The sequence below is a fragment of the Silanimonas lenta DSM 16282 genome, from assembly GCF_000429065.1.
Lineage (GTDB): Bacteria > Pseudomonadota > Gammaproteobacteria > Xanthomonadales > Xanthomonadaceae > Silanimonas > Silanimonas lenta.
This window is the reverse complement of record NZ_AUBD01000016.1, coordinates 17,638-28,440: the sequence shown is the minus strand read 5'-3', so window position 1 is coordinate 28,440 and position 10,803 is coordinate 17,638. Positions and strand designations below refer to the sequence as shown.

Sequence of the window (10,803 nt, the reverse complement as noted above, 5' to 3'; positions counted from 1 at the left end):
CGGTGATCTCCTTCATGACCTCGATCTCGAGGTCGCGCTCGGCCAGCAGCTTCTTGAGGCGGGCGTTTTCCTGCTGCAGGGTGCGCAGCTGCTTCACATCCGCCGCCTCCAGTTGCCCGTAGCGCTTCCGCCACAGGTACAGGGTCTGCTCGCTGACGCCGTGCTTCCTGGCCACTTCCGCCACGGGGGATCGGTCGGCCTCCCGCAGGATCTTGACCATCTGCTCTTCGGTGAATCGGGACTTACGCATGGGCTCCTCGTCTTCGTCGGGAGCCATCCTCTCAACTTTCAACTGGACCGAAAATCGCCAGGCAGGTCAATGAGGCCTCGGTCGAATGCTTTGTCATGAAGTGCTGACAGACATAAGCCATTGCTGGGATTGAGGCGGTTAGCCTTGTCGTGGCTCCATGGGACGATATGGCTGGCCACTAGAAGGCGTGTTTCGGACAAGCCGGACATGCAACAACGCCCGCCATAGCTTGCCAACACCGCACGCCGGAAAAAGTGTTGTTTCATTCGCTGCTCGATGATTGCTCGGCGTGTTTCGCCGGCATAATCGTTCAGATCGAAATCGTCCAGCGAATCGGGTGTCGGCTCGATGGCTGATTCCGAGCGGAATTGTCGATCAATTTCAATGCATTCCAGGACAAGGCTCTCCCAGTCGGAATGAAATTCATCCCACACTTCACGATCCAGTGCCGACGCGTTGCCTAGGCCTTTTCTTCCGGATGTCGTAATCGCTGGGTCAAGGCTGGCGAAGTTCACGAGCTTCATTGCCACTGCCGATGGTGTGCGTCCCAGTAATCTGGCTAGCTCGATGATTTGATCGTTGCGGCTATGCAGCTTTCCGAAAGGTAGCTGGCAATAGAGGCTGAAAGCCAGTTTGAGTTGTTCTCTATTCCAGCGATTCGAGCTCACGGTAGGCTTGGGCCATCAAGTCAGTTGTAGTGAACAATCAGGCTCCAGTCCGTTTCCGGCACTGTCCGAACGGCATTATGGCCTGCCAGCGAGCCCCGGCAGGGCGCGCCTCCGGGGACGAGGCCGGAGACGCGCCGCTGCCGGTTCGCAAACCGGTGTCCGGCTTCAGTGCCGCGGCTGCAGGCGGCGGGCCGTTCCGCGCCGGCGTGGGCCGGCCTCGCCGTGGCCGCGCAGCCCGGCCACGAACAGGGCCGAGCCGACCATGGCGAAGCCAAGCCAGAAGGGCACGGCCAGCGCCCAGGCGAACAGGGCGCCGAAGGCCGCGCACAGGGCGAGGGCGAACAGCAGCAGGGCAAGGTCGCTGCTGGCGGAATCGGGGCGGGTGGTCATGGCGGGGCTCCTCGGGATCAGCCGCGCCGCACGAGGCCGCAGTAGAGGCCTTCGATGGCGAAATCGGCCTCGGCAGGCACCTCGATGGGCGCATGGGCGGGGTTGCGCGGCATCAGCAGCACGCGGTCCTTGCCGCGCTTCAGCCGCTTCACGGTGATCTCGCCGTCGATCCTCGCGACGACGATCTGGTGGTTCTCGGCGGTGGGGCAGCGGCGCACGGCGATCAGGTCGCCATCGAAGATGCCGTCGTCGCGCATCGAGTCGCCCTTCACCCGCAGCAGGTAGTCCGGGGTGGGGAAGAACAGGGCGCGGTCGAGCAGCAGTTCCCCCTCGTAGTCGGCCTGCGGGTCGATCGGCCGGCCCGCCGCCACCTGGCCCAGCAGGGGCAGGGTGAGCAGGCTGTCGGCCATGGCGTCCCGGCCCGGGCGGCCGGCCGGGGAGGCGGCCGCCGATGGCGCCGATGGGGCGGTTTCGTCGCGCAGGCGGATGCCGCGCGCGCCCGGCACCAGCTCGATGGCGCCCTTGGCGGCCAGCGCCTGCAGGTGGTCCTGGGCGCTGCGGGCCTGGCGGAAGCCGAAGGCCGACGCGATCTCGGCCAGCGTGGGCGGCCGGCCTTCCGCCGCGAGGTAGGCGCGGAGGAAGTCGAGGATGGCGAGCTGGCGGTCGGTGAGGGTCATGCCACAAATATGTGTGGTATCGACAGAGCCGTCAAGCGGCCGGCAGGGGCATTCCACCCGCCGCGTTTCTCACCGCCTGCGACAGAGGCCAACGGCGTCCGCGGTGGCCGTGTTCCGGTTCACGCCGGGCGCACGCACCGCGGACGCGGCCTGCATCGGCGCTCTGCCAGCCTGCGTGCCTGTCTGCCGCTGCCCCAAGTTTCCGCATGCGACCCTTCCGCGCCCTCGGTCTTGCCTTTCCCCTGCTGCTGCTCCAGGCCTGCGCCTCGGCGCCCGAGACCCGGCGCGATGCCGCCCTCGAGGCCCTGCCCTTCGAGACGCTGCGCGACGAGACCCACGCCCGGGTGGAGCGTTACGTGGATGCCGCGCTCGTCGCGCCGGTGCGCCGGGTGGCCCCGCCGCGGGTGGTGGTGCTGGAGGATGCCGCCGGTGCCGGGGTGAGCGAGGCGCAGGCGGCGCTGGTGGGCAACCGGGCGGCGCGCGAGGCCTGCAACCGCCTTGCCCGGCATTTCCTGATCGATGCGGAGGCACCGGAGCTGGAGATCGAACTGCGGGTGAGCGCGATCCGTCCGACCTCGGCCGGGGCGGCCGGCGTCTCGGCGCTGTTCGATGTCTTCGTGCCGGGGCCGTTCCGTCTGCCCGCGGGCCTGGGCGGCTTTGCTGCCGAAGGCGTGGCGCGGGTGGAGGGCCGCAAGGCCCTGGTGCTGCGCTGGGCCGAGGGGGCGGGAGCGATCAGCGAATCGGCGCGGGTCTCGAGCATCGGCGACGCCTACCAGCTCGCCGGCGATTTCGGCCGCGACTTCGCCCGGGCCCTCGTCGAGGCCACCGGCTCCACCGCCTCGACGGAACGCGGCATCACGACGGCGGTGGAGCAGGCCAACGAGTCGCGATGCCTGGAATGGTTCGGCCGCGCCAGCGTGGCGGGCCGCGGGGCCTCGATCCTGCTGCCGCTGGCACCGGAGGCCATCGATGCCGGCGCCCCGCCCCGCAGGCCCGGACCCGTCAGGGAGTCGGAACGGGTCGAGCCCGAGCCTGCGGGGTAGGCCTGTCAGGCACTGGCGGCGAGCCGCCCGAGCGGTACCGCCTGGCGGCGCAGGCCGGCGGTCTTCTTGCGCAGCTTCAGCACCCGCGAGAGCAGCTTGTGCATGGCCCCGTCGATGGCCCGGCCGAAATCGGTGCTGCGGGCGCGGACGATCAGCGTGCGGCCATCGTGCAGGCGGGCCTGCAGCTGGCATTCGCGGTCCACGCCGCCCTTCGGGCCGTTGAGGTCGGCGAGCCCCACGGCCAGATCGGCGATGCGGTCGGACACGCGGCCGAGAAGCCGGTGGGCGCGGCGCTCGAGGGCCTCGAGGATGCCTTCGCTGTCGACGTCGCGGCGGGTGAGCAGGGCGATGCGCATGGGGGGTGCCTCCATCGGTGGGTTCAGTGCGATGGAGTTGCGGAGGGCGGGCAGGGTTCCCGCGACGCGCGTGCCGGTTCAGCGAGCCATGATCTCGCTGAACCGGTGGCCCGGAGCGTAGGATCGCGGCATGGATTCCCCCGACTCGCCCCTCGTCGTCCACCGCGGCGGCTGCCACTGCGGCGCCGTGCGCTTCGAGGTCGATGCCCCCGCCACCCTGGTGGTGCAGGACTGCAACTGCTCGATCTGCCGCAAGGCCGGCTTCCTGCACCTGATCGTACCGGCCTCGCGCTTCCGCCTGCTCTCGGGCGAGGCGGTGCTGGTGGACTACCGCTGGAACACGGGCGTGGCCCGGCACCGCTTCTGCGGCGTGTGCGGCATCAAGAGCTTCTACGTGCCGCGCAGCAATCCGGACGGCATCGACGTGAACGCCCGCTGCCTCGACGAGGGCAGCGTGCAGGCGCTGGTGGTCGAAGCCTTCGATGGCCGCAACTGGGAGGCGAACGCCGCCGCGCTCGCCCACCTGTCGCGCTGAGGCGCTGCCGGGGTAGGCTCGCCCGACCGTCCGGGAGGGGCTGAATCCACCATGCTGCAGATGCAACACCGGCTCTCGCCGCCGTTCCTCGTGCTGCTGAGCCTGCCGTCCACCGCCATGGGCTTCGCCCTCGCGGTGCAGATCTCGGCCCTGAGCTGGCTACTCAGCACCAGGTACGGGCTCGACATCCACGAGATCGGCCTCGTCTGGGCGGCAGGCCCGCTGGCCGGCATCCTCGGCCAGATGCTGATCGGCCTGCTCAGCGACCAGACCTGGGCCTGGGGCGGGCGGCGGCGGCCCTACATCCTCGTCGGCGGCGTGCTCACCGCGCTCGCCCTGCTGGCCCTGCCGGCCATCGGCCTCATCAACGAGACGCTGGGGCTGGATGCCATCCTCGGCGTGGCGATCACCGTGGCCCTGGTGCTCGATCTCGCCATCAACGTCAGCTTCAACCCCACACGGGCCCTGATCGCCGACGTGACGCCGGAAGGGCCGATGCGCACCACGGCCTACACCTGGATGCAGACCGTGTCGGGCAGCTTCGGCGTGCTGGCCTATGCGATTGGCGCGGGTTTCGGAAATCTTGCGCTGATCTATTTCGGCGCCGGCCTGGTGCTGCTCTTCTCGCTGCTCCCGCCGCTGCTGGTGGAGGAGCCGAAGACGCTGCCCACGGCGGAGCCGGGCAGGGACGGGCAGCGCCTCGGGCTTTTCGCCGTGCTCCGCCTGATGCGCCCGCTCTGGCCCTTCGCCGCCTATGCCGCGGTGGCCATGGGCCTCAAGCTCGCCGGGCAGGCCACGCATCCGCTGTGGCTGGAGGCGGGCTTCGGCCTGGCCGCCCTGCTGTTCATCGTCTGGGCCCTGCTGGAGCGCCAGCCGGCGCCGGGAACGCCGGGCGAGGACCTGCCCGGCTTCCGCAAGGTGCTGGCCGCGCATTCCCTGAGCTGGATCGGCATGCAGACCCTGTTCGTCTACCTCATCGCCACGGTGAAGCAGCGCTTCCCCGAGGCGGACGACGATGCCATCGGCCGGGTGATGGCCAACAGCTTCCTCGCCCTCAATGCCGTGGGCGCGCTGGCTCCGGCCCTGCTGTTGAACCCGCTGGCGCGCCGCTTCGACGAGGTGCGCGTGCATGCGGCCGGCCTCGGCCTGATGGTGGCGGGCTTCCTGCTCGCCTACGTCGCCGGGTATGCGCCGTGGGTGATCTACCTCGGCATGGCGCTGGCCGGCATCGGCTGGGGCGCCATCGTCAGCCTGCCCTTCGCCATGTTCTCGCAGTGCGTCTCGCCGGCGCGCATCGGCCTCTACATGGGCGTGTTCAACCTCAGCGTGGTGCTGCCGCAGCTGGCGGTGAGCCTTGGCATCGGCCTCGTGGTGCAGGCCCTGCCGGACAAGGGCAGCGTGTTCCTGATCGGCGCCGCGGCGATGGCGCTCTCGGCCCTGTCCTGGCTGGCCCTGGTGCCGCGCTGGCGCGCGCAGGCGCAGGGCGGTGCCGGGGTGCCGGCGGCGGGAGGGCACTGAAGGCATGCGCGGCCCGCGCCGCATCGTCTGCCTCGTGGAGGAGCCCACCGAGGTGCTCTACGCCTTGGGTGAGCAGGACCGCATCGTCGGCATCAGTGGCTTTACCGTGCGGCCGCCGCAGGCGCGGCGCGAGAAGCCCAAGGTCAGCGCCTTCACCAGCGCGAAGATCGAGCGCATCCTCGAACTCAGGCCCGACCTCGCCATCGGCTTTTCCGACCTGCAGGCCGACATCGCCGCGCAGCTGGTGCGGGCCGGGGTGGAGGTGTGGATCAGCAACCACCGCTCGGTGGCCGGCATCCTCGACTACGTGCGCCGGCTGGGCGCGCTGGTGGGCGCGGCGGCCAGGGCCGAGGCCTATGCCGACGCGCTGGAGCGCGGGGTGGCGGCGGTGGCCGAGGCCGCCTCGCGCTTTCCCGTGCGGCCGCGGGTGTATTTCGAGGAGTGGGACGAGCCGCGCATCAGCGGCATCCAGTGGGTAGCGGAGCTGGTGCGCATCGCCGGCGGCGACGATCTCTTCCCCGAACTGGCCGCAGAGCCGCTGGCCAGGGCGCGCATCCTCGCCGACGATACCGAGCTCCTGCGCCGCGACCCGCAGATCGTGTTCGGCTCCTGGTGCGGCAAGCGCTTCCGCCCGGAGCAGGTGGCGGCCCGGCCGGGCTGGGCGGGGACCAGCGCGGTGCGCGAAGGCCAGCTCTTCGAGATCAAGTCGCCCCTCATCCTGCAGCCCGGGCCGGCGGCGCTGACCGACGGCCTTGCGGCCCTGCACCGCCACATCGCCCGTTGGGTGCGGGCGCGCGGTTTCAGCGGGTGAGGCGGTTGAGCAGCGGGGTGGCCAGCAGCAGGGCCAGGCCCGCGCCCAGGCCGATCCACATCATCTGGGTGAAGAAGGGGCCGTAGACGGCCAGCGCCTGCGCCGCCGACACCGTGCCCTCGGCCCCGGGCGGGATCGCGGCATAGGTGGCGAGGCGGCCGGCGATCATCTCGCCGAAGGCCGAGAACAGGAACCAGGCACCCATCATGGTGCCCACCACCCGCGGCAGCGAGAGCGCGGTCACCGCCGCGAGGCCGATCGGGCTCAGCACCATTTCCCCGGCCACCAGCACCACGTAGGCGAGGATCATCCACCACAGGCTCACCAGGCCGTCGGCGCCGGGATGGGCGCAGGCGAAGGCCAGTACGCCGAAGGCAAGGCCGCAGAGCATCAGGGCGGCAGCGAACTTGGCGGCGTAGCCGGGGTTCAGGCCGGCGCGGTCGAGGCGCGGCCACAGCCAGGCGAACAGCGGACTCATGGCGATCACGCACAGGGCGCCGATGGCCGTGGTCTGGCCTGCGGTCCACTCCAGCCCGAAGGTGCTGCGGTCCATGGCCCGCTCGGCCAGCGCCACCCAGGGGCCATAGGTCTGCTCGTACAGGCCCCAGAACAGGGCGCTCACGGTGGTGAGCACGAGCAGCAGCAGCATCTTGCCGCGCGCCACCCGGTCGATGCCGGAAAACATCAGCACGGCGAACCAGGCGTAGAGCGCCGTGCCCAGCACCACCGCCACCAGTTCGGTCAGCGTTACCTGGTGGCCGCCCACCAGGCGGTTGAGCGGCTCGAAATCGATCCGCGTCTGCAGTACCTGCCAGACCACCACCACGCCGAGCAGGGCGCCGAGGTAGATCAGCCATTCCAGGCTCAGGCCGGCCAGCAGCGGGGCGCGCAGGCGCGCCGGATCGGCCGGCTCGGCCTGCCCCATCAGGTGTTTCTGGCCGAGCACGAACTGCACCAGGCCGGCGGCCATCATCACGCCGCCGAGGGCGAAACCGTAGCCCCAGCCCAGCCGCTCGCCGACGTAGCCGACGATGACCGAGGCGAGGAAGGCGCCGACATTGATGCCCATGTAGAAGATCGAGAAGGCCGAATCGCGGCGGGCATCGTTCTCGGCGTAGAGCCGCCCGACGATGGTGGAGATGTTGGGCTTGAGAAAGCCCACGCCCATCGCGATCAGGGCCAGCGAGGCATACATCACCTGCACTGCCAGGGCATCACGGCCGCCCTCTGCGGCCGGGCTGCCGGTGTAGGCCATGCCGAACTGGCCGGCCACCAGCAGCGCGCCGCCGAACAGCACGGCCTTGCGCATGCCGAGGTAGCGGTCGGCGAGCAGGCCGCCGAGCAGGGGCAGGGCATAGGCAAGGCCGGCATAGGTGCCGAGCAGCAGATAGCCGTCGCCATCGTTGAAGCCGTGGTGCTTGACCAGATACAGCAGCAGCAGGGCCTTCATGCCGTAGAAGGCGAAGCGTTCCCACATCTCGGTGAGGAAGCAGACGAACAGGCCCTTGGGGTGGCCGAGGAACTCGGCGGAGGGGGCAGCGGTGCTCAACGGTGGCTCCGGCAGGCGGTGGCGGAGCGGCGAGTGTACGGGGCGGCAGGCCCCGGCGGCAGCGGCCCTCACGGCCGGGCTGCTACCATGCCGGGCCTGGTGTTCCGCCGTCCCGCCGAGGTGCTTGATGTCGCGTCCGTCGCCCGCCCTTCCGCTGCTCGCCGGCCTGGTGCTGTTCGCCGGGTGGCCGGCCCCGTCCGAGGCCTCTCCCACGCCGGCCACGCCCGCCGGCCAGGCCCGCGGTTTCACCGCCCAGGACCTGGTGATGCTCGACCGGGTCTCGGCGCCGCAGTTCTCGCCGGATGGCCGCCGCATCCTCTACAGCCTGCGCCGCACCGACTGGGACAAGGACCGCGGCATCGGTTCGCTGATGCTCACCGACCCCGCCAGCGGTCCTGGCCGGCCGCTCACCCCGGAAGGCATGTCGGTAGCCGCCGGCAGCTGGTCGCCGGACGGGCGGCATGTGTACTTCCTTTCCACCCGGTCGGGCTCGATGCAGCTCTGGCGCATCGCGGCCGAGGGCGGTGAACCGGAGCAGGTGAGCGATTACCCGCTGTCGGTGGAGAGCTACCGGCTCTCGCCCGATGGCCGGGCGGTGGCGCTCAGCTTCGAGGTGTTCCCGCGCTGCGAAACCCTGGCCTGCACCGCCGAAGGGCTGGAGGCGCGCGCCGCCGACAAGCGTACCGGCGTGCTCTACGAGCGGATCTTCGTCCGCCACTGGGATACCTGGAAGGACGGCCGCCAGTCGCAGCTCTTCCTCGCCCGCTTCGACGAGGCCGGCAAGCTCGCCGGTGAGCCCCAGCACCTCAGTCGCGGCATCGATGGCGACGTGCCGGGCAAGCCCTTCGGCGATGCCTCCGACTACGTGTTCTCGCCGGATGGGAAGCAGGTGGTCTTCAGCGTGCGCATCGCCGGCCGCAGCGAGCCCTGGTCCACCAACTTCGACCTCTTCCAGGTACCGGTGGACGGCAGCGCGGCGCCGCGCAACCTCACCCCGGACAACCCCGGCACCGACACCAATCCGGTGTTCTCGAAGGATGGCCGCACCCTCTACTGGCGGGCCATGAAGCGCGGCGGCTTCGAGGCCGACCGCTTCGCCCTGATGGCCATGGACCTCGCGAGCGGCGCCACCCGCGAGATCGCCGCCGACTGGGACCGCAGCTTCGACGCCCTCGTGCTGGGCGACGACGGCCGCCATGTCTACACCAGCACCCTCGATACCGGCACCCATCCGCTGTTCGAGATCGATCTCGAGACCGGCGCCGTGCGCAAGGTGGTGCAGGGCGGCAACATCGGCGGCTTTGACATCCACGGCGACCGCGTCGTCTTCACCCGCGATACCCTCGACCGCCCGGCCGACCTCTACCTTTCGGCCATCCGCGCCCGCATCGCCGAGCGTCGCCTCACCCACTACAACGCCGAGCGTCTCGCCGACGTGCGCATGGGCGCCTATGAGCAGTTCAGCTTCAAGGGCTGGAACGACGAGACGGTGTACGGCTATGTCGTCAAGCCCTGGGACTACCAGCCCGGCCGCAAGGCACCGGTAGCCTTCCTGATCCATGGCGGTCCGCAGGGCAGCTTCCACAACCAGTGGCATTACCGCTGGAATGCCCAGACCTATGCCGGCATGGGCTTTGCCGTGGTGATGATCGACTTCCATGGCAGCACCGGCTACGGCCAGGCCTTCACCGATTCGATCTCGCGCGACTGGGGCGGCAAGCCGCTCGTCGACCTCAAAAAGGGCTGGGCCGCGGCGCTGGCGAAGTACGACTTCCTCGATGGCAACCGCGCCTGCGCGCTGGGCGGCAGCTACGGCGGCTACATGGTGAACTGGATCGCCGGCAACTGGAACGAGCCCTGGAAGTGCCTCGTGAGCCATGCCGGGGTGTTCGACCTGCGCTCCATGGCCTATTCCACCGAGGAGCTCTGGTTCACCGAGTGGGAGAACGGCGGCGTGCCCTGGGAGGTGCGCGAGGCCATCGAGAAGCACAACCCGGTGAACTTCGTCGAGCGCTGGCGCGTGCCGATGCTGGTGATCCACGGCCAGAAGGACTACCGCGTGCTGGTGGAGCAGGGCCTCGCCACCTTCACCGCCCTGCAGCGGCGTGGCATCCCCTCCGAGTTCCTGTACTTCCCCGATGAGAACCACTGGATCCTGCGGCCGCACAACAGCGTGCTCTGGCACGAGACGGTGAACCGCTGGCTGAAGACCCATACCGCGCAGTGACGCCCAGGGAGGGCGAGGATGAGCCTCGTTGAACTGAAGCGGGTAGCCGGACAGCGCAGCTGCGACGAGTGCGTGCTGCACCCGCTGTGCCGGCCGGCCCTGGTCGGGGTGGACGACATCGAGAAGCTGGCCGGCGCGGTGCTGGCGCGCCGCCCCTTGCCCAAGGATGCCGCCCTGTTCCGTGCCGGCGAGCCGATGCGCTCGGTGTTCATCTCGCAGAGCGGCGCCTTCAAGACGGTGGCGGTGAACGAGGCCGGCGACGAGCAGGTGATCGGCTTTTACTTCCCCGGCGAGCTGATCGGCCTCGAGGGGCTCGGCGACGGCCGCTTCCGTACCGATGCCATCGCGCTCGAGCCGGTGCAGGTCTGCGAGGTGCCGCTGCCGGCGCTGGAGCGGGTGGCGGCGCAGCGGCCCGATTTCCAGCGGCAGATGATGCGCGCCCTCGGCGAGGGCATGGCCCGGCACCAGGACCACCTCGAGATGCTGGGGCGCAAGCAGGCGCAGGAGCGCATCGCCATGTTCCTGCATGGCCTGGCCGAGCGGCAGCAGCGTCTGGGCCGTGACCCCACCCACATGCAGCTGGCGATGAGCCGCTCCGACATCGGCAGCTACCTTGGCCTCGTCATCGAGACGGTGAGCCGCGGACTGTCCCGGCTGCAGGACGACGGGGTGATCGAAGTGAAGGGTCGCAGCCTGAAGGTGCTGCAGCCCGGGGTGCTGGCCCGCCTCGCCCACGGCGAGGACGGCGAGCTCGCCTGCGCCGGGCGGCGCTGAGGCGG

At 70.1% G+C, this 10,803-nt stretch carries 12 protein-coding genes; 6 read left to right on the top strand and 6 right to left on the bottom strand.

Going from position 1 to position 10,803, the window contains the following annotated elements:
- The 4 genes from G408_RS0108295 to lexA form a co-directional block, all read right to left on the bottom strand.
- Window positions 1–250 (bottom strand): transposase (locus tag G408_RS0108295; RefSeq protein WP_037412840.1); only part of this gene is annotated, 250 nt, incomplete at its 3' end.
- A gap of 38 nt (window positions 251–288) precedes the next feature.
- Window positions 289–918 carry an HNH endonuclease gene (locus G408_RS15100; protein WP_084628144.1) on the bottom strand — a complete coding sequence of 210 codons (630 nt, stop codon included), beginning with the start codon at window positions 916–918 and terminating at the stop codon, window positions 289–291.
- A gap of 165 nt (window positions 919–1,083) precedes the next feature.
- Window positions 1,084–1,308: a hypothetical protein gene (locus tag G408_RS0108290; RefSeq protein WP_028770721.1), complete on the bottom strand. Its 225-nt coding sequence runs from the start codon at window positions 1,306–1,308 to the stop codon at window positions 1,084–1,086.
- Window positions 1,309–1,325: 17 nt separating this feature from the next.
- Complete coding sequence (gene lexA, locus G408_RS0108285; RefSeq protein WP_028770720.1) at window positions 1,326–1,985, bottom strand: transcriptional repressor LexA; 660 nt, start codon at window positions 1,983–1,985, stop codon at window positions 1,326–1,328.
- A 206-nt stretch (window positions 1,986–2,191) separates the two neighbouring features.
- On the opposite strand from lexA, the gene G408_RS14810 reads away from it, so the two are divergent.
- Window positions 2,192–3,028: a DUF3313 domain-containing protein gene (locus G408_RS14810; RefSeq protein WP_051282801.1), complete on the top strand. Its 837-nt coding sequence runs from the start codon at window positions 2,192–2,194 to the stop codon at window positions 3,026–3,028.
- Between the two features lie 5 nt (window positions 3,029–3,033).
- On the opposite strand, the gene G408_RS0108275 is transcribed toward G408_RS14810, so the two are convergent.
- Window positions 3,034–3,384: a hypothetical protein gene (locus tag G408_RS0108275; protein ID WP_028770719.1), complete on the bottom strand. Its 351-nt coding sequence runs from the start codon at window positions 3,382–3,384 to the stop codon at window positions 3,034–3,036.
- 130 nt (window positions 3,385–3,514) lie between these two features.
- Between G408_RS0108275 and G408_RS0108270 the strand changes: the two genes are divergently transcribed.
- Genes G408_RS0108270 through G408_RS0108260 form a run of 3 tightly spaced genes read left to right on the top strand, consistent with a single transcriptional unit; the run spans window position 3,515 to window position 6,248 of the window.
- Window positions 3,515–3,919 carry a GFA family protein gene (locus G408_RS0108270; protein ID WP_028770718.1) on the top strand — a complete coding sequence of 135 codons (405 nt, stop codon included), beginning with the start codon at window positions 3,515–3,517 and terminating at the stop codon, window positions 3,917–3,919.
- 51 nt (window positions 3,920–3,970) lie between these two features.
- Window positions 3,971–5,437 (top strand): MFS transporter, encoded by a 1,467-nt coding sequence (locus G408_RS0108265; protein ID WP_028770717.1) that lies wholly within the window; start codon window positions 3,971–3,973, stop codon window positions 5,435–5,437.
- Window positions 5,438–5,441: 4 nt separating this feature from the next.
- Entirely contained in the window at window positions 5,442–6,248 is an 807-nt protein-coding gene (locus tag G408_RS0108260) for an ABC transporter substrate-binding protein (protein ID WP_028770716.1), read from the top strand.
- Here G408_RS0108260 and G408_RS0108255 read toward each other — a convergent pair.
- Complete coding sequence (locus G408_RS0108255; protein WP_028770715.1) at window positions 6,238–7,797, bottom strand: peptide MFS transporter; 1,560 nt, start codon at window positions 7,795–7,797, stop codon at window positions 6,238–6,240. The genes G408_RS0108260 and G408_RS0108255 overlap by 11 nt on opposite strands.
- Before the next feature lie 127 nt (window positions 7,798–7,924).
- Between G408_RS0108255 and G408_RS0108250 the strand changes: the two genes are divergently transcribed.
- Both G408_RS0108250 and G408_RS0108245 read left to right on the top strand, forming a co-directional pair.
- Window positions 7,925–10,024: a S9 family peptidase gene (locus G408_RS0108250; RefSeq protein WP_028770714.1), complete on the top strand. Its 2,100-nt coding sequence runs from the start codon at window positions 7,925–7,927 to the stop codon at window positions 10,022–10,024.
- Window positions 10,025–10,042: 18 nt separating this feature from the next.
- A complete protein-coding gene (locus G408_RS0108245; protein ID WP_028770713.1) occupies window positions 10,043–10,798 on the top strand; it encodes a cyclic nucleotide-binding domain-containing protein in 756 nt (251 codons plus the stop codon).
- Window positions 10,799–10,803 lie beyond the last annotated feature (5 nt).

Bases quoted from the DNA above. Each gene is read 5' to 3' on its own strand.
- G408_RS0108265 (WP_028770717.1), top strand. From the start codon at position 3,971: ATGCTGCAGATGCAACACCGGCTCTCGCCGCCGTTCCTCGTGCTGCTG.
- G408_RS0108290 (WP_028770721.1), bottom strand. From the start codon at position 1,308: ATGACCACCCGCCCCGATTCCGCCAGCAGCGACCTTGCCCTGCTGCTG.
- lexA (WP_028770720.1), bottom strand. From the start codon at position 1,985: ATGACCCTCACCGACCGCCAGCTCGCCATCCTCGACTTCCTCCGCGCC.
- G408_RS0108270 (WP_028770718.1), top strand. From the start codon at position 3,515: ATGGATTCCCCCGACTCGCCCCTCGTCGTCCACCGCGGCGGCTGCCAC.
- G408_RS14810 (WP_051282801.1), top strand. From the start codon at position 2,192: ATGCGACCCTTCCGCGCCCTCGGTCTTGCCTTTCCCCTGCTGCTGCTC.
- G408_RS0108275 (WP_028770719.1), bottom strand. From the start codon at position 3,384: ATGCGCATCGCCCTGCTCACCCGCCGCGACGTCGACAGCGAAGGCATC.
- G408_RS0108260 (WP_028770716.1), top strand. From the start codon at position 5,442: ATGCGCGGCCCGCGCCGCATCGTCTGCCTCGTGGAGGAGCCCACCGAG.
- G408_RS0108250 (WP_028770714.1), top strand. From the start codon at position 7,925: ATGTCGCGTCCGTCGCCCGCCCTTCCGCTGCTCGCCGGCCTGGTGCTG.
- G408_RS0108245 (WP_028770713.1), top strand. From the start codon at position 10,043: ATGAGCCTCGTTGAACTGAAGCGGGTAGCCGGACAGCGCAGCTGCGAC.